The following is a 24,007-nucleotide window of genomic DNA, read 5'->3' on the forward strand; positions in this document are numbered from 1 at the left end:
GTTAGATCAAAGCCCCCTCGCCGGAGCGTGCCGGGAAATGCGCAAGCGTATCGAGCCGGTTCTTCAGCCGGACATGCAGTCTGGTGAAGGTGTTGAGCGTTGTGTAGCACCCAAAGAAACGGTCGAGCACCGAGGCAAACACAACCGCTTGCCCTACCGAAATACGGTTGTCATCAAATGTCAGCGTAATGTCCGTGCCCGTCACGTTCACGCCCTCGATCCGCGCAAGCCCCGTCGTGCTGTCGACACTGTCGATGGCATCGATCATCTGCGTGAACTCGGGTCCGTCACCGGGATCGTAAAGGCGTAAGATCTCGCGCAGCGTGGCGGCTCCGCCCGATTGCACGGACAGGTGGTTTAAGGACAGGTGCGACATCAACTGCCAAGCTCTGTCATCGTCCGACGCAGGCGCACGTGGCGGCGTCGGTGCACGCAGGCAGGTGACACCGGTCACGTGGTCGATGGGCGAGGACAGGGTGAGCCGGGGTTGACCCCCGCCAAAGGGCAGTTTGCGTGACAGCGTGCCGTTGGTCGCCAGAATATCCACACCAGCCGTCCCGGCATCACAGGTTGCGTCGACGCCGCGCCTATCCACGAACGCGAGTGTCGTTCGACCAAGGTGCCCGTCATCTTCCGGCGCGTGGCGACGCAGATGCCAATAGACCTCGCCCGCCCGGCGGTCCGTCAATCGATGAAACAACGGGGGTGCAATCTGGGTTGTGCCATCCGCTGCAGCGATGGTGACGCCTGTCACCGAATGCACCGCGCGCGTTTGCGGGCGCCGTGCGTCAGCAGCCAGCGGGTACGTTGTGCGGCTGCCATCAAGGGCAACCGGTTCCGCGCGCGCTGGGAACAGGTTCACGGCGGGTGTGGCATGCAAGGTGATCGACCCTGGCCCGACACGCGCCAGGGTGTCGTCCAGCGGACGGTCAAAAAAGAGATAGACGTCCAGCCTATCAGTTTCCCTCAAGGGGCCGAGGTCGATGTCGAAAAACAGGAATTTTTCAGGCAGTGCCGCAAACTCAGACAAGGTGCGGTAGCCTGCAAAACTGCCTTCGGGCCAGGGTGTCAAAGCCGTGTCTGCGTCAAAGCCCACCGGCCTTACGGATGTCGCAGGCATGCGGCGTGCGTCGGGGTCTGATGCATGGGCTGCCAGCGTTACCCCCAAAGTTGATTGCAACATCAACCGCGCCAACCCTTGCGCCTGCGCTGTCGGTCCGGACAGGAAAAGACGCAAGCGATCCAGCCCCATCTCGCGCAGTGGGACCGCGCCCATCGGTTCCACGGTGATGCGCAGACAGGCAGCCGCACCAGCTGGCGCAGGTGGCGCCTCAAAGGGCCGAGCGCGCAAACGTGTTTCGGTCAGCCGGATCGGAGCAAGGTCCACAATCTGGGTCGTCACAAATCGAACACGGTCACCGTCAATGGGTTCGGAGACCACCTCTGTTCCGCGCCCGACAGGCAACACGCCGTCCAGTGCCGGATCAGGAGACAGCGACAGGACGGTAAAGGCGGGCTGCGGTGCCAGATAGTGCGGGTAAAGCGTCTCCAGCAATCCATCCGTCAACTCTGGCAGACCATCCTCAAGCTTTTGACGCACGCGCGCAGCGGTATAGGAAAAAGACTGGATCAGCCGCTCGATATTCGGGTCATCCGCGGCATCACTCGACAAACGCAGACGTGCTGCAATCTTGGGATGCGCTGCGGCGAACCGGGCCGCGCGCTGCCGCAACGCCTCAAGCTCTGAGTTGTAAAAATCGAGAAATCTGTCAGCCATAGCGCCCGCCCCTCGCCGCTCCGCCCCCTATTGCGGCATCGCTGACGCTGAAGCGTCCGGCCACCGGGTCCATTGCCGTTTCGAATACGACCGGCGGCAACCCAGGGCGCGCCACGTGCCGCGCCTTGATCCGCAATCTCAAATGACGGCGTGACGGTATCGGGTCCGACGCAAGGTCCACGGTCAGATCAACCAACCGGGGCTCAAACTTCTCGATCCGTTTGCGGATCTCTTCGCAGAATGCGGCGCGCTGTGCCTGGGTCACCAACTCGGCTGAAAAGAAATCGCCCGTCCCGTAGCTCAGCGCACTGTCGCTCAGCGCATCCAGATGCGGCGGCAAATGTCGCGGGACAGTACGGGTGTTTAACAGCATTTCAAGGTCCCTGCGCAGCGCCGCGCGCAGACCGGCAATCGTTTCGGCCTCTGTCATTGCGGGGTCTTCCGACAGATCGGGATCAAGGTCGATCAAGCGATCAAGCAGGGCCGGTGCGACCCGCCTCTTGTGCGCCGTCGCATGTCGCCTCCCATCAGTCATTGAACACCACCGTCGCAGGGTCCAGCAGCCCGCCAAGCGTGTCGTTAAACACGAAGGATCGTTGCCCATATGCACGGGTCAGGCCGGGGGTCAGTTCCGAGAACTCGGTGATCCGTCCCAGTCTTTCGGCCTCCGTACGTGGCGCGTCATAGATCGCGACCAGCCGCAGGTCGCCGGTCGATCCATCGCGCAAGGCAACGCGCGCTCGCCGTGCCAGCACATCGAACGGGGCAACAATCGCTTGAAAATCGATCCTTTTGACCCGAGCGAGGTCGATCCAGAGATAGAACCCACCGGGCGTCAGCGCCTCTACCGCATGTGGTAGACGGTCATCGACATCACGCAAGTCTTCGACCTCAACGTCGTCCCAAACGGCAGGACGGGGCGCGCGGATGTCTTCCAATTTCCCGGCCAGCGCGGACGCCTCGATCAAGTCCCCTGCCCGCACCGCAACATGCAGTGCCATGGCGGCCGCATCGGCCGACGTCGGTTCACCGGGAAAGTCCGGTGCTGCCCCACCCTGCCACCATGCATCACGGGCATGCAAAGCCCGCAGGTACTGGCGAAATTCAGACAACGCCGTCGCACGTTTAACGTCCTGCGCCTGTGCCATTTTGGCGTGGGTTTCCGCCCGTTCCAAATCCCCCGACACGGCCAGCAACTGCGCCAGCGTGACCCGCAGATCGGTGTCCTGAGGCGTGGATTTGATGCCCGATACGGCAGCATCCACAGCCTCTGACACGGCGTCCTGATGCAGCAATTCGCGAACTGAAAGTCTCACGCGATGTTCCTTTCCATGCCAGCCGGAGCCTCGGAGACGAGATGAAAGCTGGTCGAAATGTCGTCGAGTTGAAAATGCGGTTGCAGCCGGATCGTGGCGGCATATGCGCCCGGTCGTCCCGGCAGGGGTGCGACCGTTACGGACGCGTTGCGCAGCGGATACTCCGCCTTGAGGGCCGCATCAGCATCCTCGTTGCCCAGGCAATGGGCCCGCAACCAGTCGTTCAGGCCTTTTTCAATTGCCTCAGGTGGCGCGACCGAACCGATTTCGTCCCGCATCAGGACTTTGAGGTAGTGGGCAAAGCGCGACGTGCAGAGGACGTATTGCAGCATGGCCGAGATGCGCGCGTTTTCGGTTGCGATCCCGGTGTCGAAACGGTTGGGCTGATGCAGCGATGGATTGGCGTTGAAAACAGCCGTTTCACTCAGTGGCAGCGTGCTGAGCGGTATGACACCGCGCGCGATCAACGCGTCCTCTTGCGTGGCTGTAAGGCGCAACGTTGCGGGGGGCTGGCGGGACAAGCCATGACGGTCCACATCCAGATCATGGCCGGGCCAGTTCGGAACGGTGCCACCGCCCTTCGCGTCATCTTCGGCACCACGAATGGCGGCAAACCACCCGGACCGCAGGTAGGCCGCCATGACAGTCGCCGCGAAGCCAAAGGCGCCGTTCACTGTCAGTGGCACACGTCGGTCCTCGTCAAAGGTAAAGCCATCCGCGCGTTCCGGTGACAGCCGGGTTCGCGGTGCACGGATGACAAGATCGGGCGCCACAAGCCCCAGAAAGCGGGTATCCTCCTGCTTGCGAAGCGCGGCCCATCGCATGGCTTGCACCTCTTCTCCACGCCCGGGGCGACGTTCGGACAAATCGGTGTGCGGCGCGATCCGGTCAAACGCCTCAACACCCAGCAGGTCGGCAGCAGCGCCCAACACGATTGGGCAAAAGGCGGCGGCACCGACCGCAGCCAAGCGCGCAAGGGTTTCTACCTGGTCACCACGTGTGCGGTCCGTAGCCGACGATACAGCATAGTCACCGACGATCAGACCGAATGGCACGCCGCCCGGCATCCCAAACTCGGCGTCATGCACAAGCCGGTGCATGTGGGACTGGTCAAATTCCACCGCACGGTCCAGATCGCGTACCAATTCCGGCCAGGCGACATCCAGCACACGCACCACGACCTGCCCGTCAGAGCCCGCATGCGTGACCAAGCGCGCAAGCGCGCGCCAGCGGGCTTCCAACGCACGAACCTCTGGTGCGCCAAGAATCGCGTTAACCTGACGTGTCAGGGCAGCGTCAATCGCAGAAATGAGCCTGTCCACCCGCGCCGCAACATGCGCTGCAGTCGCGTCCGGCTCATCAAACAACGCCGCCCCGGCATCACCCACGCGAGGCGGGGCGATGACGGTAGCGTCTGTCATGTCACTGTTTCTCCGGGATCCGCGCAACCATCCGCAGCGATGTGGTCAGCTCTTCCATCTGCAGCCAGGGCCGCAGCCATGCGACCGCATTGTAGCTGCCCGGTTTGCCCGGGATTTCCTCGACCGAAACGCGCGCATCGCGAAGTGGATAGGCCGCCCGCATCTCTGGGCCGGCATCGTCATTAGCGTTCACGTAGTTGTTGATCCAGCGATTCAGCCAGGCTTCGCAATCCTCGGGCTCCATAAAGGATCCAATCTTGTCGCGCCCAATGACCTTGAGGTAATGCGCAAAGCGCGATGTCGCCATCATGTACGGCAGTCTGGATGAAATCGCAGCGTTTGCCGTGGCCTCGGGCCGGTCGTACTTCTCTGGCTTGTGGGTGGTCTGTGCGCCAAAGAACACGGCGTAATCGTGGTTCTTGTAGTAGCACAGCGGAAGGAAACCCATCGCGCCCAGCTCGGCGTCGCGTCGGTCTGTGATTGCGATTTCAGTTGGACACTTGATGTCCGTATCGCCCCCGTCCGTCGAGAAAAGGTGCATGGGCAGTCCATCGACCTTGCCGCCGTTTTCAGCCCCACGGATGGCCGTGCACCATCCGGTTTGATTGAACGCCTCGGTCAGACTTGCCGCCATCGCATAGGCCGCGTTCATCCAGCAGTAATTGTTGTGCGGAATGCGGTCGCCTTCGTAGGACGCAGCCTCGTCATAACTGAATTCGTCGATGGTGCGTGTGGTCGGACCGTAGGGCATACGGGCAAGCACGCGCGGCATGGTCAGTGTTGCAAAACGGCTTTCGTCCGACGCGCGGAAATTCCGCCATTTCGAGTATTCCGACGCATCGAAGATCTTTGACAGATCGCGCGGCTTTGCCAGCTCGGTATAGTCGTCAAACCCAAAGAGCTGCGGGGCCGCTGCCGAAATAAACGGCGCAAACGCGGCCGCTGACACCTGGCTGATGCCCTGCAGACATTCGAGATCTTCGAAGCTGTTGTCGAACTCAAAGTCACCGATCATTGCGCCCAGCGGTTCACCACCCGGCGTGCCGAACTCGTCCTCGTAGATGGACTTGAACAGGCGGGACTGGTCAAATTCCACCGCCTTGGCCAAATCGCGTCCAATCTCTGTCTTGGAAGCATTGAGCACTCTGATCTTCAGATTGGCAGAGGTGTTCGAGTTCTGCACAAGATGCCACAGGCCGCGCCACGATCCCTCCAGCTTGGAAAACTCCGGGCTGTGCATGATCGCCGCCAGTTGAACTGAGATTTTCTCGTCCAGCGCATCGATCGCCTTGGTCAACGTAATCGTCAGGTTCCGATTGTAGCTGACGGTTCCATCCAACGCGGCGTCAGTGAGCGTCTTGAGCAGTTCCTTGGTGCGGTCCGGTTCGGTCTGCCGCGTCGCGCCAATCACGCTGTCGAGCAGTGACTGGTTTTCAACGGCTTCGGCTGCGCCCGCTTCGGTTTGAAATTCTGTACCCATTACTTATCCCCTTGTTCTGCGGTTTGCGCTTGAAGCTGATCGACCACGTCCTTGATGGCCGCGTCGTCTTGCAGAAGTTTCTCAAGCAACGTTTCAAGTTCTTCGGAGCGGTCGGCTTTGGACAGCAGATCGCGCAGTTGATTGCGGCTTTCGAGCAGGCTGTTCAAAGCGGGCACCTGGCTGACCACCTGCGCCGGTTCAAAATCTTCGAGACGGGAGAAGGACAATTGAACCTTCATCTCTTCGTCTGCATCGCTGAGCGTATTTTCGACCCGGAAGTTCAGGCCAGGCGTCATCTTTGCCATCACATCATCGAAGTTATCCTTGTCGATCTGGACAAATTTGCGCTCGCCAAACGGCTTCAGCTTTTCTGTAGGATCGCCGGAAAAGTCGCCCAGAACGCCGACCACGAAGGGCAATTCCTTTTCGACCATCGTGCCTTCTGTTTCGATCTCGTATTTGATGTGGACGCGCGGTTTGCGCACCTTGTCGAGTTTGTCGTGAATACTTGCCATTTTTTGGCCTCCTTAAATTCGGGTGTTGTTTCGAGGTTGAGCTGCATCTGCAGTTGAAATGCGTTTCGCGGATGTGTTGCGTGATCACGCGGCGGAGGTGCCGCCAGTTGTTTCGGGTCACTCTCCGTTCTGGTTGTTGTCGGGTCGTCGGCCGATGCCAGCCGTTGTCATCACCGCCGTGCGTGCATGCTCGTCCGGGATCAACTCGGCCAGCAGCGTCGCAAAGTCCATGCGTCCGCGCCGCACCAGCGTTTCGAGTGCGTCGGCAATAGGTGAGTGCGGTTCGGCCCGACGAAAGTATGCGGCGATCCGCAGCATCTGGCCGAAGGCGTCTTCGCGAGACGTGATGGCCGAGGACACATGCAGATCTGCGGGCGATGCGTCCGCACTGTCCGGCGTTTCCGTGGCTGGCACCGCGCTGCCAGGTGCACCTTCATTCAGGATGTCGGCGGCCAAGCTGCGTATCGTCCGCGCCGCTTCGTCCAACGCGTCCTCGATCTTGTTGAAGGGCGGGGCTTCCGGACCAAGCAAATCACCCAACAAACTGTCGCATCGCTCAAGGGCGCTGCTGGCCTGTTCTATGGCGCGAAGTTGCTCAGCAATTGCCGCTGATCCCGCCTGCTCCAGAGCAATTGCAACCGCAGCGGCAGCACCGCCGTCGGTCACGTTCCAGACGCCGTGCTCACCATAATTGCCGTCAGGCGCCAGCGGCACGAGGCGCAGCGGAGCGATCAAGGTGCCTTCCCGACCCACGCCGTTTAAGGCTCCTATTATATCGAACGGACGGTCGAGCGCGTCTTCGGGTTGTGGGTGAAGGTCAGCGCCATGCGCCTCAACCATGTCGGCAAGACGCACGAGTGATTCGCCCAGTCCGGAAAATCCGGAAAGGCGCGTCCGCGCCTCAATCAGCCACACGGTGACTTCTATATCCAGGCCAATATGGTCCAGCAGATGCGCTGCCGTATCGGCGACTTCCAGCCAATGTGGCGCGATCTTCAGCACCCGTTTTGCGGGTTCTGCCCCCTCCTGTCGGCGCTCTTCCGCTCGCGCCGCTGACCTTGCGTCCCTGAGGCGGCGATAATCCGCTAACCCCGAATTGGATTCCCGCGGGTTCTCGCCAATCGGGAGGGCCGTTTGAGGAAGCCTACTGTCATCGGGCACCGGGTTTGTCTCCTACGGGCAATCATGTTTTTCCAATAAAAACCGAGACTTAATAGGTAGCTTATCTCGATTCGTATAAAACCGTACCTGAGCAATTCCGGAATTCCGAATGGATAATATGCTTGAAGAATGGCTGACCGGCTGAAAACTTTAAGGGTGTAAGCGGCGCCTGGGCGTCGGGCTTCAGCGGGACAAAATCAGCTTGTTTCCGTCGTCCATGCTTGCAACCTAAAAGTGTGTTTCAACGCGTGAATTCTGGCGCGGTAACTGTGAGCTAGTCGATTTGATTGATGTGTACTGATGTCCGAAATTGATCTGCATGTTTTGATTTCACGGCTGGCCCCCGATGTGGCCGCAACCCTGGAAACAGCTGCGGGAATCGCTGTCCGGAATGGCCACGGAACGATTGAGCCGGAACATTGGATCGTCGCGTTGTGCGACGCGAACAACGCAGCAGCGGCAATCGAAGCGGCCGGCGTAAACCCGGCCGCCGTCCGGGCAGAAGCGCAGCGCACCATCGACGCATTGCCGCGCGGCACAGCCGCGACACCGACGATGGCCGCCTCTGTCGTCGACCTTGCGCGCGAAAGCTGGACGGCCACCAGTCTGAGGTTCGCCCAGCGCATGGTGACAGCCGACATCCTGCTGCATGTGCTCACAAACGACACGGCGTTGAGAGCAGCCGTGCGGCGCGCAGCCCCCTCTCTGCTTCAATTGGACAAATCCGTTCTTGAGGACCGGATTGCAGCAACCGCAGACACAGATGCATCGGGCGACACCCGGCCAGCGACCAGCGGCGAAGACTTCATCGCGCTTTACACCCACGACCTGACGGCACAGGCCCGCGAAGGAAAAATCGACCGCATCGTCGGACGTGATGCCGAGTTGCGCCAGATGGTCGACATCCTGCTGCGGCGGCGACAGAACAACCCGATCCTGCTGGGTGAAGCCGGGGTCGGCAAGACCGCCGTTGTCGAAGCTTTCGCGATGATGATCGCCGACGGAACAGCGCCGAAACCGCTGAAAGAGATGACGCTCTATGCGCTGGACCTCAACCTGCTTCAAGCAGGCGCCGGAGTGAAGGGCGAGTTCGAACGCCGCCTGACCGGCATATTGGATCAGGTCAAGGCTACAGCCAGCCCGGTGATTTTGTTCATCGACGAAGCACACGGTTTGATCGGCGCCGGTGGGCAGGCTGGGCAAGGCGATGCAGCCAATATTCTGAAACCAGCGCTGGCGCGCGGCGAATTGCGCACCATCGCGGCGACCACTTGGGGTGAGTACAAGAAATACTTCGAAAAGGATGCGGCCCTGACGCGTCGGTTCCAACCGATCAAGGTTGACGAGCCGGACATTGAAACGGCCGTGCGGATGATGCGCGCCGTTGCGGTCAAATTCGAGGCACATCATGGGGTGTCTATCCGCGAAAGCGCATTGCGCGCCGCGGTCGACCTGTCCGCGCGCTACCTGCCTGAGCGGCACTTGCCCGACAAGGCGGTCAGCGTCATCGACACGGCTGCTGCAGCGGTCCGACTGTCCCGCGACATTGATCCCGAGGCGCTGGAACGGCACAGGATCGAAGCCCGCCACCTGTCGGCAGAAATCGAGCGGCTGGAAAGCGAACCCGCAGCCTCAGGTGCGCAAGACAACAGCCTGAAGTCACTGCGCACAGCCCATGCTGTCGAAGAAAGCGCCGCAAAAACCGTTGCGCTGGAACTTGAAAAGCAGCGCGCGTTGGCTGCCAAAGCGGACGCTGTGGCCGCCGCCGGGCAAGCAAACCTGCCCGAACTGGCCGAAGCGGAACAGGCCCTCGCCAAAGCTGGCGGCGAAAATCCCCTTGTCCATCGCGTAGTGGATGCCGAGGCCGTCGCGCAAGTGATTGGCCGCTGGACCGGAGTGCCGACCGGACGCCTAATGCGCAATCAGATTGACGCGGTGGGCTCCCTGAATCAGCGCCTGAAGGCGCGCGTGCTGGGCCAGGACGCCGCGATCGACGCGCTGTGCAAGGCGATGCGCGTGGCGCGTGCACGGCTTGGTGATGTGCGCCGACCGCAGGGCGTTTTCCTACTGGCTGGCATGTCTGGCGTGGGCAAAACCGAAACCGCTCTGGCGCTGGCGGATGAGCTTTATGGCGGTCAGCAAGCGCTGAGTGTCATCAACATGTCGGAGTTCAAAGAAGAGCATAAAGTCTCTCTGCTGATGGGCTCGCCCCCCGGCTATGTCGGCTACGGCGAGGGCGGCGTGCTGACAGAAGCCGTGCGGCGCAGGCCCTACGGCGTGTTGCTTCTGGACGAAATTGACAAGGCACATCCAGCGGTTCAGGACATTTTCTATCAAGTGTTCGACAAGGGCGTGCTGCGCGACGGCGAAGGCCGCGACGTGGATTTCCGAAACACGACAATCCTGATGACGGCGAACACCGGAACAGAAACCCTTGCGATGCTTGCTGAGGATCCGGATGCGATGCCTGCGCCCGACACGCTGCCAGACCTGATCCGGCCCGAACTTCTGTCCCATTTCAAACCTGCCTTTCTGGGGCGGGTGACGGTCGTGCCCTACCAGCCGCTGGACAGCGATACGCTGAACGGCATCGTTGATATGCAAATCACCCGCATCGCAGAAAGGTTGGCCGCCAACTACGAGGCCCAGCTCAAGGTCACGGATGCCGCCCGCGACACACTCGGCGCGCACGCCAAGTCTAGCGAAACGGGTGCGCGCGCCATTGAGGCGATGCTTTCACAAAAGGTTCTACCCTTGTTGGCGGACCTTTTCCTGGATTCGATCACGCGCGGTCTGGTGCCGCGCGCGGTCGAAATGGACGTCGATGAGAACGGCGAAATTACAGTCGCCGCGATCGGAAAGAGGAGACGTCTGGCAAGCTAGCCGCCGCTGTGCTTGCCGCAACCTAAGCCACGAACGACTGCAACCAAATTGACCCAAGGAGCAATACAAAATGCCAATCTACATGCAACTGGACGGTGTGCCTGGTGATGCGACCCACGAGACCCACCGTGAGTGGATGGATATCGAAACACTGCACTGGAATGTTGCACGCAACATGAACACGCAGGCCGGTTCCACCGCGAACCGCGAAGCCTCCGAACCGACGGTCAGCGAAGTGGTTCTGACCAAGGTCACGGACAGTTCCTCGACCAAACTCTTTGCCGAGGCCTGCACCGGTCGCACAGGCAAGCTGTGCACCATTCACCTTGTCACCACCGGCAACCCCGGTGACACCTATGTCGAGTACAAGCTGACCAACACGCTTGTATCCAACTATTCGGTGGATACGTCCGGGGATCGTCCGGTTGAAACCATTCGTCTGAACTTCACCAAGATGGAAGTAAAGTACATCCCGCACGACGAAAACCACAGCCCGCAGTCGCCAATGATCGCATCCTACGATCTGACCACGACCAAGGCCGCTTAACGCGCCTCTGGCCGGTTCCCGCAATCGTGGGGACCGGCCCTGCCTTTTCCGTCCGAACTCCTGTTGTCAGCGAAACGAGGGGCGCCACATCATGGCCACCGATGCAAAAACGAGGCTGGAAGCGCACGCGCGACGCCTTGGTTCGATTAAATCCGATTACTATGGGCATGTCTTTCAGGCAGTCGCCGGGGCATACTCGGACGCTTTTGATGCGTTCAACAAGAAACTGGACGAACAAAAGGCCGCCGATGACCTGAAGATGGAACTGGCGATGACGGTTCTGATCGTAGCTGCGGTGGCCGCGGCCCCGATTGCCGCGGGCAGCGCGGTGACGATCCTGGCCGGAACCGCTGTGGGCAAAACCATGGCAACCTATTCGGCGCGGGTCGCATCATCCGGCCTTGCCTCGTCCAAAGTAGCGAGATGGGCGGTGTCACAAGGCGGAGCGCTGCACTCTGCCACGAACCAGTTGTCAAACCGAACTGTCGTGAAAGCGATCTGGGCGCCGGTCCGGTCCGAGGTAGCAAGTTACGTGCGCAAACAAGCGGCCAAGCAGGCGACAAGAGTCACGGCCGACGTACCCGGTCTCGAGATCCAAACTGGCAACCCGAGTTCCCTGCTGCTTGCGATGACTGCGTATGTAAAAAACTCCTATGCCTACCTCGAAGCGCAGATTGAGGCAGCGATTGCCGGTGACGGCTCCGAAGACATCCTCGCGGCGTTTGCCGATGATCTGGACAAACATCCGTTTCTGAAACGCCCTCCGACAATTGATGAGGCGACGCTGGTCACGATGCGCCGGCGCTTTGAACTGGCCCTGTTCCTCGACTACCTGATGCAATTCGACCGGCTGGAGGTCACAAAGTTCAGCCACCACACGCGGAAGGATGCCATCGCCGTCTACACAACGACCTCGTCCGCGATTGAGGCGCTTCCAGGCTCTCCAGATTATCCGCGGAACAGATCCAGACAGTATTCACAAGAAGGCCAACGGGTCGTCTACCGCGATCCGGGCAATAAGGTCGAAGACCGCATCAACGAGTTGATGGCCGACGAACTGGACGCGAAAGATACGCTTGTGCAGCTGAAAGGTCTGCCGCGCGACCTGATCCGCGACCGCTCTTTCTTCGAGACGGGCCCGTTTGGTTCTGACGTCGATGCCACAGCCATGCGCAACAGCGCAAAAGCGCTGCGCGCGCTGAACGATGCGTCGCCGCTCGTGAACAGGATCCCGGCGCAGGCCGCGGCTGGATAGCAGACCCCGACGCGACACGCCTGACCCGCGTGTGCATGTGGGCCAATGGCGAAGGCCTACCTACAGGGCAGTCGGCAGGCTGAACGCGCCATGCATTTGATCGTGGCAGGGCTGTAAGCTGCCTCCGGAGGGCTACCCGCCGATAAGCGACGGCAAGGTCAACGAGATCGCGGGGACAAAGGTGATCAGCATCAGCGCGATCAGGATGGCGATATAGAACGGCCAGATCGTCCTGACTGCCTTTTCCATCGGCAGTTTTCCTACGGCACATCCAACGAACAGGCATGACCCCACAGGCGGTGTGCACAGCCCGAGGCCCAAGTTGACAAGAAGGATCATGCCAAATTGCAACGGGTCGATGCCAAGGCTGTTGGCCACAGGCAAGAAGATCGGCGTGCAGATCAGGATAAGCGCCGCCATGTCCATGATCATGCCGAGGATCAGCAGGACCAGGTTGATCATCAATAGGATCAGGATCGGATTTTCCGTCAGCCCGGTCAGCAGGTCCACCGTTTTCGCAGGGACGCGGTAGAATGTCAGCATGTATGCAAACGCACCAGCGCACGCGATCAGAATCATGACCATCGCGGTCGTGCGAACCGATTGCAGCACTGCCGTCTTGAACTTGTCGAAGGTGATGGATCTGTACACCAGCAAAGTCACAAGAAAGGCGTAGATCGCGCCGAACGCACCGGATTCCGTCACAGTGAATACGCCCGACAGGACCCCGCCCACGATGATCACTGCCGTCAAAAGCCCCGGTATCGCGCCCAGAAAGGCCATCAGGAGTGCGGTCATTCCGGGAAACTTCTCGGCGCTGTAGCCGCGCTTGACCGCCACGATGTAAGCCGCCGCTGCAAGGCAAGCACACATCAGAATGCCGGGCACCACGCCTGCCAGAAACAGCTTCGAAATTGAAATCCCGCCGCCCGCAGCAATCGCAAAGATGATCATGTTGTGGCTGGGTGGGATGATGATGCCCGCAATCGAGGACGTCACCGTGACATTCACAGCATAATCCGCGTCATACCCCTTTTCCTTCATCACCGGCACCAGGATCGAACCAAGCGCTGAAATGTCGGCGATGGCCGAGCCAGAGATGCCGCCAAAGAGCATCGAGGAAAACACGTTCACGATGCCCAGACCGCCCCGGACCGCCCCAACAGCCGCTTGGGCAAAACGCACGAGGCGCATGGCGATGCCGCCATGGAACATCAACTCTCCCGCAAAGATGAAAAATGGGATCGCCATAAGCGCAAAGACGTTGATCCCGCTGATGATCCGCTGGAAACCGATCATCAGCGGCAGCCCTTCGAACCAGAAGGCCGCGATGGCCGAGATACCAAGAGCGAACGCGACGGGCGTGCCAATCAGCACGCAGAAGGCAAAGGCCCCCAGAAGGACGGCAATTCCCATGATCAGATCCTATTCGATACTGTCGCTGCGTTCGTCCGCACCCAGAAACAGGCGGATGAGATGGCCAAGAGAGAATAGCAGGATCAAGGCGCCCCCGACCGTAAGCGGCAATGAGCGTAAGCCCTCTGGCACCTGGATCAGCGGGATCAGCGATCCCCATTTGAAGAGGGTCAGCTGCCACCCATACCACAGCATCAGCCCCCCAAATGCCGCCATTGAGATGTCCGAGATGACAACCAAGGCGGAGCGCACGCGGCGTGGCACCGAGCTGCGGACGATGGAAACCGACAGATGCGTGTGTTCATGCACCCCTACTGCAGCGCCGAGAAACGCGATCAACATGACCAGCAAAAGGGCCACCTGCTCTACCCAAGTGGGCGTTGCGTTCAGCACGTAGCGACCGAACACAAGCCAGCCGAAAATGACCGTCAGCACCACAAGTGCGATGCCCGTCGCAACCTTGCACACGAGCGCAAGCGCATCGAGCGCCCGTGACATACGCCGCAAGTGTATTGATCCGCGCAGTGCGTCACTCATCGTTGGACCCTCAGGACAAGTCACCCGGCTCCGATGATACGGAGCCGGGCGGTTAAAGCATCTTCAGACAGCAACCTATTCAGTGGCCTGGATCAGCTCGACCAAAGAGCGCAGGCCCGGGTTGGTCTCGAAATATGCCTCGTAAACAGGAGCCATCGCGTCCTGGAAAGGTCCCTTGTCCGCGACTTCGTTCACGACCACGCCACCGGCTTCCACGGCTTCGCGGCTCGCCGCTTCGCGCGCGGCCCACAGTTCCCGCTGCAGGATCGCAGATTCCTGTGCAGCTTCGGTCACGGCGGCCTGCATATCAGCGGACAGAGCGTCGAACGCCGCCGTATTCACGCAAATGCACTCAGGGATGATCAGATGCTGCGACAGTGAGTAATAGCCCGCAACCTCGAAGTGACCGGTGGATTCGTAGGAGGGCCAGTTGTTTTCCGCGCCATCTACGACGCCGGTTTTCAGGGCCTGGTACACTTCGGCAAAGGCCATCGGTGACGGATTGCCACCCAGTTCTGCGATCATTCCGGTGAACAGGTCGTTGTTCATGACCCGGACCTTCATGCCTTCGACATCCGCAGGCGTGTTGATCGGCTTTTCACCGTTGTAAAATGAACGCGCCCCGGCGTCATACCAAGCCAGTGGCTTGAGCCCCTTGGCCGCCATGCCCTCGGCGATGGCTGCGCCGCCCTCGCTTTCGAGAACGCGGAACATGTGTGCGACATCCTTGAAGATAAACGGCAGCGAAACCACATTCGCCTCGGCCACGATCGGGCCAATCGGGCCCAGGTTGAAGTTGCCCACCTCAAGCGCACCGGCGCGCACCTGCTCAACCGCGTCTGGCTGGCTGCCCAAAGTCCCGCCGTGGAACATCTGCAATGTGACTTCCCCGCCGGTCTTTTCCGCCAGCAATTCGGCGAATTTGTCCATGGCGACCGTATTTGGATATCCGTCCGTATGGATATTCCATCCGCGCCAATCCGCAGCATGGACCGAGACGGCCATAACAGCCACCGCCGCCGCGCCGACCAGTGATTTCGTGACATTCTGGAACATGGTTTCCTCCCTAAAGACCAGAGCCAAATTCTTGTCTCGCCGTGTCTTGCCTCGGGCACCCGAGCCTCCCGGCCACCAAGGGAAAAACGACGGTTTGGCATTTTGATGCCCCAAAGGAGTACTAGTATACCAGTTTTGTCAACTGAAATGTTTTCCTTCAATCGCAGGTCGAAACCACGTCATGCGCAGATGGCGTTACGCCAAACCCCTAACGGGGCGATCATTCTCGATATTGAAGGTCATTCCGTCCAGCAGTTCAGCAAGATCCGGACGAGCGGCAGGACCGTTTGAGATATCGACAAGCATCAGTGTTCCGTCGGGCCGAATGCCGAAGGCGCCCGGTTCGGAAAACCGGTCCGATGTCTCCGCTTCCGACAACGGGTCGGACACGTACAGACCCAGGGACCGCATCTGGTCCTCGGTCAGACCGTATGCAAGGTCGAACCCCCACCCGAACTCATCCTGATCCTGCTGCGCTTTTTCGACCGTATCTGCGGACACCACCACGACATCCATGATCGCCGTCCAGTCGCTGAGCATATCATCCAGTTTGTTCAGAAACCTTTTGCAGCGCGGGCAGTGCCGCCCGCGATACACAAACAGCATTGTCCAACGATCCTTGGGATGTCCGACAGAGACCGTACCGGACCCGACGGTCAGAAACTCCATGGGTGCGACGGGTTCCCCCACACGTGGCTTTTTAGTCATCCTGCATCCTTCTGGCCTAGACGTCTTCGGGCATAAAATAGTTCGCGTTCGTTTCCCAAATCCGGTCGATGGTCTCGTCCAGTCGCGACAGGTGGTGAACACCGGCTTTCACCGCGCTTGTGGCATCGCGCGTGCGCAGTGCGGTTGCGATGGACCGGTGATCTTCAACCAGTTCGGGCATGCGATCCCCTTTCGACAGGCTGAGCGTACACAAACGGTCCACTTTCGACTTTTCCGACAAGATGACGTCAAAGGCGAAGTCCGACCTTGCAATCCGGCAAATCAGTTTGTGAAACGTGTAGTCGAGCGCATTGAACCGCTCGACATCGCGATCCCGAACAGAACGCTCCTGCTCTTCCAGTGCGGCGTCAAGCTGTGCTGCATCCTCCGCGTCACACAGCGTCGCCGCGCGCAGCAGAACCTCTTTTTCGACTGCAAGCCGCACAAACCGCGATTTGACAATCTCGCGCATTGAAAACCGCTTCACTTCGGTTGCGCGTTGCGGACGGATCAGCAACAGGTCCAGCGTCGCCAGTCGGTTGAATGCATCGCGCACAGGTTGCCGGGACACACCGAACTTCGTGGCGATGTCGGCCTCGGAAATCTTGTCACCCGGTCGCAAGCGCAAGGCCGCAATCTCTTCGTAAAGATAGGCATAGATATCATCCACGCTGGTGCGCCGCGCACCTATTTGAGTTGCCTGCGCCATATGCCGGCCTCCGTCTTTTCGTCTTTGGCTCGGTCTACTGAGTTTGCTGCATGACGAACACTCAAATTGTGAACCAATTGACCAGGCCACGCCAAAGGCTGTGACCGCTGTACTGATTGACTAGTATACCAGTTTCAGCCAAAAGAGAATGCGAATCTCGATGCAACCCGCTGGCTACCACATGTCACGGCTGCGTCAGCGGACGGAACGGACCAAGGACATTGACCATGAAACTCTCCGGACAAACAGCCATTGTGACGGGGGGCGGTCGCGATATCGGCCTTGCCGCCGCGCTCAAACTCGCGTCCGAGGGCGCCAGGGTCGCCATCAACTACTACTCAAGCAGCGCAGGCGCAGATGCCGCCGTTGCCAAGATCAAGGAACAAGGCGGTGATGCCTTTGCCCTGCAGGGCGATCTGACCCAGCAAAGCGATGTCGATGCCCTTGTGTCCAAGACTGTCGAGGCCTTTGGCGACATCAACATCCTCGTCAATAATGCGGGCGGACTGATCGCGAGGAAATCCATCGCCGAGATGGAATTGGACCATTGGAACGCCGTTATGGATCTCAACCTGACAAGCGTGTTCATGGTCACCAAAGCGTGCCTTGCGCACATGAAAACCGGCGCAATCGTGAACCTCGCCAGCCAGGCTGCGCGCGACGGAGGCGGTGCGGGCGCCGTGGCCTACGCCGCGTCCAAGGGTGCAATCACGACGATGACCCGCGGCCTCGCCAAAGAGCTTGGGCCGGACATACGCGTGAACGCCCTATGTCCGGGCATGATCGACACCGATTTTCATAACGTGCACACCGCAGACGCAGCGCGCCGTGGATACGAAGCGGCGGTGCCGGTCAAACGGCAGGGGACCGTGGAGGATACGGCCAACCTGATCCTCTTTCTCGCCTGCGACGACTCCGCATTCATCACGGGGGCCAATATCGACATCAACGGCGGGATTCTGTTTTCATGACGCATCCGGGGTCCGTTTGAGATGAGCACGTTTCCCATCATCCCGACCGCAGAGGGCGTCACCCGGCAGGTTCTGGCAGATCATCCCGAGCTCATGGTCGTCGCCTTTCGTTTCGACCATGAAGGCGCCGTTGGTGCACTCCATGATCATCCGCATGTGCAATCGACCTATGTGGAACGAGGGCGGTTTCGGTTCACCATCGGCACGGAAGAACGCGAGGTCGGACCCGGTCACGGCTTTGTCATCCCGACCGGAATTACACACGGATGCGTATGCTTGGAACCGGGCACCCTGATCGACTGCTTCACCCCACGGCGCGACGACTTCCTCTGACTGTAACCGAATGATCGCAAGACAGCCCCGGCGTCGTCAAATGCCGCCGCTCAACCAGACAGCAGTTCAAGAAGCCAAGAGCGGAAGGCGACTGCTGCCGGAATGCTCTCGTTCACGGATAGAAAGTATCCCTCCTGGCTCGCAATTGAACCGGGATAGGCAAGCTCCAGCACGCCTGACCTGCGCGCATGCCCGGTCAAAAGCGCGCTGACCAAAGCAACGCCATTTCCATGTGCCGCCAATTGTAGCGCCATGCCGTACGTATCCGTATACAACGTGGGCTGCGGGGCGGCGCAGACCTCGGCCTGCCACGCCTTCCATCCTCCTGACGTCCCCACGGTTTCAATCAAGGGAAGATCCTCAAGCCGCCCGTGCAGACGGGGCGCCTTCATCGGCACCAGCCTGTCAGGCGCAAGCGCCTCAGCCCCCTCGCCCACCTGTTTTTCCGATCCAAAGCGAATTTCCACATCGGCACGGGACGTGTGAAAATCATCGGGCCAGACCGCGCTCAGCAGTCGGATCCGGATATCCGGGTAGCGCGATGCAAATGACGGCAGGTGCGGGGTGATCAGCCATTGCGCAACGCTGACCGACGTCGCCACAGTCAACAGGTTGGCAGAGGTGCCAGTGTCAAACGCACCGGCCGCCGATGCAAGCGTATCAAGCGCGGCACCCACTTGCGGTAAAAGGCGGCGCCCGTCATCGGTCAGCGACAGACCACGGGGGCGGCGCACGAAAAGTGGCACGCCAAGCCGCAGTTCCAGCGATCTGACCTGCTGGCTGACGGCCGATTGTGTCAGGCCAATCTCCTCGGCGGCCGCCGTGAAACTGAGCGTCCGCGCGGCGGCTTCGAACGACCGGAACCATGTCAGTGGCGGCAGCGATTTACCCATGGGTCAAATAAGTCATTAGCTTAGCTAATAGCTAAGCCTCTGATTCATTCGTTTGTCAAAATTTTTGCCCCTTCCTACCATCCGTGCGGGCGTCGAGGAGGGAATGATGCAGCCGGAGATCCGCAAGTTCGTCACCTATGACGAAGAGGTTTTGATCGAAGGCTTTCGCGCGGCAAAGACACCGTGGCGCATGTTTGCTGTCGCCGCTGTGGTCAAAAATCCCTGGGCCGGGCGTTACATCGAGAACCTGACACCAGAGATACAGGCCTTTGGTCCGATCCTAGGCGAGGCGTTGACCGAACGGATCATCGCGCTGGCACGGTCCGGTGACGCCATCGAGGCCTATGGCAAAGCGGCCGTGGTCGGCCTGGACGGCGAAATCGAGCATGCGTCGGGCCTCATTCACACCCTGCGTTTCGGCAATCACTTTCGGCACGCTGTCGATGCGAAATCCTATCTGTCTTTCACAAACACGCGCGGCGGCGCGAACGCTCCGATCATGGTGCCCATGATCGACAAGAACGACGCCGGGCGCAGGTCTCATTATCTCACCATTCAATTCGCCATTCCCGACGCACCGCGTGACGACGAGGTCGTCGTGGTGCTTGGCGCGGCCACCTCGGGACGGCCGCACCACAGAATTGGTGACCGATATCAGGACCTAAAGGATCTGGGCCATGACGTGGACAACCCGGCGGCGGTCTGACATCGGCGCTCTGCGCGCTGTCACAGCGGGTGCAGGCCCCCATATCGTGCTTTTGCATGGCGTTGGGCTGAGGGCAGAGGCTTGGGGCGCACAACTGGATGCGCTTGCTGACGTCGCCCACGTGATCGCGTTGGACATGCCCGGCCATGGCGACAGCGTGATGCCGGTGCCGCACATGGGTTTCGAGGATTTCAAGGATGTCGCGGCGGCGGCCATTGCAGCGCTTGATGGCCCGGCTGTGCTGGCGGGCCACTCCATGGGCGCGATGCTCGCTCTGGAATTGGCCGCAGACATGCCGGACCGGGTATGCGGCGTCGCCGCCTTGAATGCCGTGTTCGAACGCAGCGATGCGGCGGCTCACGCCGTCCAAGCCCGCGCCGCGCAACTCGACGGCCAAAACCCAACAGATCCAAGCCGGACGCTTGAACGATGGTTCGGCGCCTGCCAATCGCCTGAACGGAACGCTTGTCGCGACTGGCTGCTGTCCGTGGATTCGGCGGCCTACAAATGCGCCTACACCGCATTTGCAGAAAGCGGTTCACCCCAGCGACGAGCGTTGGAACACTTGCAGTGCCCGGCGCTGTTCATGACCGGCAGTCTGGATCCGAATTCAACGCCGGACATGTCCCGCGCAATGGCCGACCTGGCGCCATACGGCAAAGCGGTCATTGTAGAAGGGTCGGCGCACATGATGCCGATGACCCACAGCGATGAAGTCAATCGCGCCTTGCGGGGCCTCCTGCAGGACGCACGTCAATGACGACGTGGACAACAATACCCCGCCCCATGCCGCCGTCAGAGGCTCGTAGTTTGCTCGTAACAGTCCCAAGCCTGGCGGGCCGCGATGATGTAGGACCGCACGTCGCCGACATGCCGATGCGCGATGCTCAGAAGGTGCAAACGCACGACTTCTCATTGTATCCGAGCACTGCGCAAACCGGCGATGTACATCCTCTTTCAGACAGGAGCTGACCCGTGGAATTCTCTCTTTTCTTGCACATGGAACGCCTGGACGCAGCAGAACCGCAGGCCCGGTTGCACGAACAGTTCATTGAACTGTGTCAGATGGCTGATGACGCCGGCATGCGGGCCATCTGGACGGGCGAGCATCACGGCATGGATTTCACGATTGCGCCCAACCCGCTGATGTCCCTCGTAAACTTGGCGCACCACACCAAGAGCATCCGCCTGGGCACGGGCACCGTCATCGCACCCTTCTGGCACCCGATAAAACTGGCGGGCGAAGCGGCGTCTGCCGATCTGATGACGGGCGGCAGGATCGAACTTGGCATTGCGCGCGGCGCCTATTCCTATGAATACGAACGTCTGATGCCGGGCATGGACGCATGGGAGGCCGGTCAACGCATGCGAGAGATTGCGCCCTTGCTCCCGAAGCTCTGGGCAGGGGATTGCGGGCATGACGGCGCATTCTTTCAGTTCCCGCCCACGACCTCTGCCCCTAAGCCGCTGCAGGACGGCGGCCCACCGATCTGGATTGCCGCGCGGGACCCAAACAGTCATGAATTTGGCGTGCACAACGGATTCAATATTCAGGTGACACCGCTCTGGCAGGGGATGGACGAGATCGAAACGCTCATGGAGCGCTTTGACCACGCCTGTGCGAATTACAACGGACCACGCCCCAAGATCATGCTGCTTCACCACACCTATGTTGCGGCGGACGATGCAGATACGGCGCAGGCGGCCGGTGAATTGTCCCGCTTCTACAATCACTTCGGCGCTTGGTTCCGGAACAAGCGTCCGGTCAAACAAGGCATGATCGCAGCGGTGACCGAAGACGAAATTGCAAGCAATCACATGATGGCGCCCGAAAACATGGCGCGTGACCTGACCATCGGCACCGCAGATGCCGTCACCGACCGGCTCAGGCGCTATGAGGATCTCGGGTTCGACGAATACGCGTTGTGGATTGACAGCGGCATGAGTTTTGAGCGCAAGCGCGCCTCGCTTGCGCGGTTCATCGACGACGTCATGCCAAGATTTCACTAAGAGACGCCCATGGATCAAAAACCGCACTACCAACTCTTTATTGATGGCGCATGGACCGACGGAGCCGGGGGTCAGGTCATGACATCCCAAAACCCTGCAACGGGCGAAGATTGGGCCAGTTTTGCCTGCGCGGCACCGTCAGATGTGGATCGGGCAGTGGCGGCGGCCCGGCGTGCGTTGGATGATCCGGAATGGCGCGACATGACGCAGACGCAGCGGGGCAAGCTGCTCTACCGGCTCGCCGATCTGATCGAGGTGAACGCAGCCCGTATCGGTGAGATCGAGACCACTGACAGCGGCAAGTTGTTGGCCGAAACCGCCAGTCAGACGGCATATGTCGGGGACTACTATCGCTATTACGCCGGGCTCGCCGACAAGATCGAAGGGGCCGTCCTGCCCATCGACAAGCCGGACATGCACGTTTTCACCCGGCGCGAGCCCATCGGTGTCGTCGTCGCGATCGTGCCGTGGAACGCGCAGATGTTCTTGACCGCGACGAAACTTGGACCCGCGCTCGCGGCGGGTTGCACGGTCGTGTTGAAAGCCTCTGAAATCGCACCCGCACCGATGCTGGAATTCGCCCGGTTGATCGAAGCGGCAGGCTTTCCCCGTGGCGTTGTCTCGGTCCTGACCGGCGACGCCGACAACTGCGCGATCCCCCTGACCCGCCATGCAGACGTGGACCGTATCGCCTTTACCGGAGGGCCTGACACAGCGCGTCACGTCGTGCGCAATTCGGCAGAGAATTTCGCGGTCACGACGCTTGAACTGGGTGGAAAATCCCCCATCCTCGTTTTTGAAGACGCCGACTTCGACGGCGCCGCGAACGGGCTGATTGCAGGCAATTTCGGCGCATCAGGTCAAAGTTGCGTGGCAGGATCACGCGGGCTTGTTCACAGGTCCATCTTCGACGCGCTCGCGGCCCGGATCGAGGATAAGATGAAGGATGTCATCGTCGGCGATCCGCTGAGGGCTGATACCCATGTGGGACCATTGTGCACCCAAGCGCAGGTTGCGCGGATCCAGGAAACTCTGGAACGAGCAAAGCAACAGGGGGCGCGCATTCGGTTTGGCGGCGCGCTGTTGGCACGTGCGGGGCACTACTTTGCTCCGACATTGGTGGAATGCGCGCACAATGACACCGAAACCCTGAAGGTCGAGATGTTTGGCCCGGTCATGTCCTTGCTGCAATTCGACACCGAAGACGAAGCGATTGCCCTTGCAAACGCGACACCGTTCGGCCTGGGGTCAGGTGTCTTTACCCAGAATATCGCGCGCGCGCATCGCGTGTCGGCCCGCCTGCGCGCAGGTATCTGTTGGGTCAACACATACCGCGCCGTGTCGCCAATCGCTCCGTTTGGCGGATACAATCAGTCCGGTTATGGACGAGAGGCCGGGATCGAAGCGATCCGTGACTATACGCGCACCAAGACTGTCTGGATAAACACGTCTGATGCACCGATGGCGAACCCGTTCGTCATGCGCTGAGCGCACCATTGGGATTTGCGCCATCGGACTGTCAGATCCCCGCAGCAACCCGCGGCATTGCGCTAGTCTTCGCCCGCCGCCATCTCGGCCAACAAGCAAGGATCGCGCACAATGATTGTTTGCGCGCCATCCAGCGACATCACCCCCGCCTTGCGCAACGTCGTAAAGGCCCGGCTGACGGTTTCCGTCGTCAGGCCCAGAAAGTCTGCAATGTCGCTGCGAGACATGGGCAGATCAATCCGGCGATACACACCCGCGTCCTCCCCGTAACAGGTCGTCAGCACGTTGAGGAAGGACGCAACACGCTCCAGCGCTGACTTGCGGCCAAGCATCATGACGTGATCCTGCATCGCGCTGATCTCACGCAGGGCTGCCTCAAGCAGGGCAAGGTGCAGTTCCGGGTCCCCCTCCCCGGTGTCGAGCGCCGCGCGACGATACGCGTACAGCGTTGTATCGACCAAAGCATCGCAATCGGTGTGGTGGCGACCATCTGCGGGAAATCCGATGATATCACCGGGATACCCGAATGAGATGACTTGGCGCCGCCCGTCTTCCAACATGCGGGTGAGCCTGACGACACCGTTCGAGACCTGGTAAAGGCGTTCAACCTCATCGCCTTCACGGTAAAGATGCTGTCCGGACTTCACCAGTGTCGGCAATCCCGCAGCCGAGGCACCTTGAGCGGAAAGAGGGCCGTGGGCGGGACGGTTTTCCGCAGACAGCGTGACGTACATCTTTAGCCCCCCGGATTGCGCACAGGGTCTTGGTGAACGACATGTGTATTCCTACATATGGTTGTACCTGTGCGGTTTGTATCAATTTGTA

23 protein-coding genes are annotated in these 24,007 nt (G+C 60.2%); 9 read left to right on the top strand and 14 right to left on the bottom strand.

Annotated features, from left to right (window positions below):
- Position 1 precedes the first annotated feature (1 nt).
- From tssF to FD715_RS08690, 7 genes are all read right to left on the bottom strand, one after another.
- Positions 2-1,777 (bottom strand): type VI secretion system baseplate subunit TssF, encoded by a 1,776-nt coding sequence (tssF, locus tag FD715_RS08660; protein ID WP_147108232.1) that lies wholly within the window; start codon positions 1,775-1,777, stop codon positions 2-4.
- Positions 1,770-2,312, bottom strand: a complete 543-nt coding sequence (gene tssE / locus FD715_RS08665) for a type VI secretion system baseplate subunit TssE (protein WP_189799446.1) — start codon at positions 2,310-2,312, stop codon at positions 1,770-1,772. Before tssE ends, tssF begins: the two co-directional genes overlap by 8 nt.
- Positions 2,305-3,093, bottom strand: a complete 789-nt coding sequence (locus FD715_RS08670) for a type VI secretion system accessory protein TagJ (RefSeq protein ID WP_147108238.1) — start codon at positions 3,091-3,093, stop codon at positions 2,305-2,307. Before FD715_RS08670 ends, tssE begins: the two co-directional genes overlap by 8 nt.
- Positions 3,090-4,514, bottom strand: a complete 1,425-nt coding sequence (gene tssC / locus FD715_RS08675) for a type VI secretion system contractile sheath large subunit (RefSeq protein WP_147108241.1) — start codon at positions 4,512-4,514, stop codon at positions 3,090-3,092. The genes FD715_RS08670 and tssC (FD715_RS08675) overlap by 4 nt, the downstream gene beginning before the upstream one ends.
- Position 4,515: 1 nt before the next feature.
- Positions 4,516-5,994, bottom strand: coding sequence for a type VI secretion system contractile sheath large subunit (gene tssC, locus FD715_RS08680; RefSeq protein ID WP_147108244.1), 1,479 nt, complete (start codon positions 5,992-5,994; stop codon positions 4,516-4,518).
- The gene (tssB, locus tag FD715_RS08685; protein ID WP_147108247.1) at positions 5,994-6,509 is read right to left on the bottom strand and encodes a type VI secretion system contractile sheath small subunit; all 516 of its coding nucleotides are present in this window, start codon (positions 6,507-6,509) and stop codon (positions 5,994-5,996) included. Before tssB ends, tssC (FD715_RS08680) begins: the two co-directional genes overlap by 1 nt.
- A gap of 117 nt (positions 6,510-6,626) precedes the next feature.
- On the bottom strand, positions 6,627-7,670 hold the full coding sequence (locus tag FD715_RS08690; protein WP_147108250.1) for an ImpA family type VI secretion system protein: 1,044 nt from the start codon (positions 7,668-7,670) through the stop codon (positions 6,627-6,629).
- Between the two features lie 300 nt (positions 7,671-7,970).
- On the opposite strand from FD715_RS08690, the gene tssH reads away from it, so the two are divergent.
- From tssH to FD715_RS08705, 3 genes are all read left to right on the top strand, one after another.
- Complete coding sequence (gene tssH / locus FD715_RS08695) at positions 7,971-10,553, top strand: type VI secretion system ATPase TssH (protein ID WP_147108253.1); 2,583 nt, start codon at positions 7,971-7,973, stop codon at positions 10,551-10,553.
- Positions 10,554-10,623: 70 nt separating this feature from the next.
- Complete coding sequence (locus FD715_RS08700) at positions 10,624-11,100, top strand: type VI secretion system tube protein Hcp (protein ID WP_076627972.1); 477 nt, start codon at positions 10,624-10,626, stop codon at positions 11,098-11,100.
- Between the two features lie 91 nt (positions 11,101-11,191).
- Positions 11,192-12,355, top strand: a complete 1,164-nt coding sequence (locus tag FD715_RS08705; RefSeq protein ID WP_147108256.1) for a hypothetical protein — start codon at positions 11,192-11,194, stop codon at positions 12,353-12,355.
- Positions 12,356-12,487: 132 nt separating this feature from the next.
- Here FD715_RS08705 and FD715_RS08710 read toward each other — a convergent pair whose 3' ends face one another.
- From FD715_RS08710 to FD715_RS08730, 5 genes are all read right to left on the bottom strand, one after another.
- Positions 12,488-13,771: a TRAP transporter large permease gene (locus tag FD715_RS08710; protein ID WP_147108259.1), complete on the bottom strand. Its 1,284-nt coding sequence runs from the start codon at positions 13,769-13,771 to the stop codon at positions 12,488-12,490.
- 9 nt (positions 13,772-13,780) lie between these two features.
- Complete coding sequence (locus tag FD715_RS08715; RefSeq protein ID WP_147108262.1) at positions 13,781-14,308, bottom strand: TRAP transporter small permease; 528 nt, start codon at positions 14,306-14,308, stop codon at positions 13,781-13,783.
- A 75-nt stretch (positions 14,309-14,383) separates the two neighbouring features.
- A complete protein-coding gene (locus tag FD715_RS08720; protein WP_147108265.1) occupies positions 14,384-15,364 on the bottom strand; it encodes a TRAP transporter substrate-binding protein in 981 nt (326 codons plus the stop codon).
- 195 nt (positions 15,365-15,559) lie between these two features.
- Positions 15,560-16,072: a redoxin domain-containing protein gene (locus FD715_RS08725; RefSeq protein ID WP_147108268.1), complete on the bottom strand. Its 513-nt coding sequence runs from the start codon at positions 16,070-16,072 to the stop codon at positions 15,560-15,562.
- Between the two features lie 16 nt (positions 16,073-16,088).
- Entirely contained in the window at positions 16,089-16,781 is a 693-nt protein-coding gene (locus FD715_RS08730) for a GntR family transcriptional regulator (RefSeq protein WP_147108271.1), read from the bottom strand.
- Between the two features lie 227 nt (positions 16,782-17,008).
- Between FD715_RS08730 and FD715_RS08735 the strand changes: the two genes are divergently transcribed.
- A complete protein-coding gene (locus tag FD715_RS08735) occupies positions 17,009-17,752 on the top strand; it encodes an SDR family NAD(P)-dependent oxidoreductase (protein ID WP_147108274.1) in 744 nt (247 codons plus the stop codon).
- Positions 17,753-17,773: 21 nt separating this feature from the next.
- Entirely contained in the window at positions 17,774-18,085 is a 312-nt protein-coding gene (locus FD715_RS08740) for a cupin domain-containing protein (RefSeq protein ID WP_147108277.1), read from the top strand.
- Positions 18,086-18,135: 50 nt separating this feature from the next.
- Here FD715_RS08740 and FD715_RS08745 read toward each other — a convergent pair whose 3' ends face one another.
- A complete protein-coding gene (locus FD715_RS08745; RefSeq protein WP_147108280.1) occupies positions 18,136-18,978 on the bottom strand; it encodes a LysR family transcriptional regulator in 843 nt (280 codons plus the stop codon).
- Positions 18,979-19,084: 106 nt separating this feature from the next.
- Between FD715_RS08745 and FD715_RS08750 the strand changes: the two genes are divergently transcribed.
- From FD715_RS08750 to FD715_RS08765, 4 genes are all read left to right on the top strand, one after another.
- Positions 19,085-19,684 (top strand): amino acid synthesis family protein, encoded by a 600-nt coding sequence (locus FD715_RS08750; protein WP_147109279.1) that lies wholly within the window; start codon positions 19,085-19,087, stop codon positions 19,682-19,684.
- The gene (locus FD715_RS08755; RefSeq protein WP_147108283.1) at positions 19,656-20,444 is read left to right on the top strand and encodes an alpha/beta fold hydrolase; all 789 of its coding nucleotides are present in this window, start codon (positions 19,656-19,658) and stop codon (positions 20,442-20,444) included. Before FD715_RS08750 ends, FD715_RS08755 begins: the two co-directional genes overlap by 29 nt.
- 215 nt (positions 20,445-20,659) lie before the next feature.
- Complete coding sequence (locus FD715_RS08760) at positions 20,660-21,694, top strand: LLM class flavin-dependent oxidoreductase (protein WP_147108287.1); 1,035 nt, start codon at positions 20,660-20,662, stop codon at positions 21,692-21,694.
- A gap of 9 nt (positions 21,695-21,703) precedes the next feature.
- Positions 21,704-23,182, top strand: a complete 1,479-nt coding sequence (locus FD715_RS08765) for an aldehyde dehydrogenase (protein WP_147108291.1) — start codon at positions 21,704-21,706, stop codon at positions 23,180-23,182.
- Between the two features lie 62 nt (positions 23,183-23,244).
- Here the strand turns inward: FD715_RS08765 and FD715_RS08770 are convergent, their stop codons facing one another.
- Positions 23,245-23,916 carry a helix-turn-helix domain-containing protein gene (locus FD715_RS08770; RefSeq protein ID WP_147108294.1) on the bottom strand — a complete coding sequence of 224 codons (672 nt, stop codon included), beginning with the start codon at positions 23,914-23,916 and terminating at the stop codon, positions 23,245-23,247.
- Positions 23,917-24,007 lie beyond the last annotated feature (91 nt).

The sequence above is a fragment of the Tateyamaria sp. syn59 genome, assembly GCF_007995245.1.
Taxonomy (GTDB): Bacteria; Pseudomonadota; Alphaproteobacteria; order Rhodobacterales; family Rhodobacteraceae; genus Tateyamaria.

What these genes read in the sequence shown, in the direction of transcription:
- FD715_RS08720 (WP_147108265.1), bottom strand. Translation starts at nt 15,364, where the DNA reads ATGTTCCAGAATGTCACGAAATCACTGGTCGGCGCGGCGGCGGTGGCT.
- tssH (WP_147108253.1), top strand. Translation starts at nt 7,971, where the DNA reads ATGTCCGAAATTGATCTGCATGTTTTGATTTCACGGCTGGCCCCCGAT.
- tssC (WP_147108241.1), bottom strand. Translation starts at nt 4,514, where the DNA reads ATGACAGACGCTACCGTCATCGCCCCGCCTCGCGTGGGTGATGCCGGG.
- tssB (WP_147108247.1), bottom strand. Translation starts at nt 6,509, where the DNA reads ATGGCAAGTATTCACGACAAACTCGACAAGGTGCGCAAACCGCGCGTC.
- FD715_RS08730 (WP_147108271.1), bottom strand. Translation starts at nt 16,781, where the DNA reads ATGGCGCAGGCAACTCAAATAGGTGCGCGGCGCACCAGCGTGGATGAT.
- FD715_RS08765 (WP_147108291.1), top strand. Translation starts at nt 21,704, where the DNA reads ATGGATCAAAAACCGCACTACCAACTCTTTATTGATGGCGCATGGACC.
- tssC (WP_147108244.1), bottom strand. Translation starts at nt 5,994, where the DNA reads ATGGGTACAGAATTTCAAACCGAAGCGGGCGCAGCCGAAGCCGTTGAA.
- FD715_RS08705 (WP_147108256.1), top strand. Translation starts at nt 11,192, where the DNA reads ATGGCCACCGATGCAAAAACGAGGCTGGAAGCGCACGCGCGACGCCTT.
- FD715_RS08755 (WP_147108283.1), top strand. Translation starts at nt 19,656, where the DNA reads ATGACGTGGACAACCCGGCGGCGGTCTGACATCGGCGCTCTGCGCGCT.
- FD715_RS08735 (WP_147108274.1), top strand. Translation starts at nt 17,009, where the DNA reads ATGAAACTCTCCGGACAAACAGCCATTGTGACGGGGGGCGGTCGCGAT.
- FD715_RS08745 (WP_147108280.1), bottom strand. Translation starts at nt 18,978, where the DNA reads ATGGGTAAATCGCTGCCGCCACTGACATGGTTCCGGTCGTTCGAAGCC.
- FD715_RS08700 (WP_076627972.1), top strand. Translation starts at nt 10,624, where the DNA reads ATGCCAATCTACATGCAACTGGACGGTGTGCCTGGTGATGCGACCCAC.
- FD715_RS08725 (WP_147108268.1), bottom strand. Translation starts at nt 16,072, where the DNA reads ATGACTAAAAAGCCACGTGTGGGGGAACCCGTCGCACCCATGGAGTTT.
- FD715_RS08715 (WP_147108262.1), bottom strand. Translation starts at nt 14,308, where the DNA reads ATGAGTGACGCACTGCGCGGATCAATACACTTGCGGCGTATGTCACGG.
- tssE (WP_189799446.1), bottom strand. Translation starts at nt 2,312, where the DNA reads ATGACTGATGGGAGGCGACATGCGACGGCGCACAAGAGGCGGGTCGCA.
- FD715_RS08710 (WP_147108259.1), bottom strand. Translation starts at nt 13,771, where the DNA reads ATGGGAATTGCCGTCCTTCTGGGGGCCTTTGCCTTCTGCGTGCTGATT.
- FD715_RS08740 (WP_147108277.1), top strand. Translation starts at nt 17,774, where the DNA reads ATGAGCACGTTTCCCATCATCCCGACCGCAGAGGGCGTCACCCGGCAG.
- tssF (WP_147108232.1), bottom strand. Translation starts at nt 1,777, where the DNA reads ATGGCTGACAGATTTCTCGATTTTTACAACTCAGAGCTTGAGGCGTTG.
- FD715_RS08770 (WP_147108294.1), bottom strand. Translation starts at nt 23,916, where the DNA reads ATGTACGTCACGCTGTCTGCGGAAAACCGTCCCGCCCACGGCCCTCTT.
- FD715_RS08750 (WP_147109279.1), top strand. Translation starts at nt 19,085, where the DNA reads ATGCAGCCGGAGATCCGCAAGTTCGTCACCTATGACGAAGAGGTTTTG.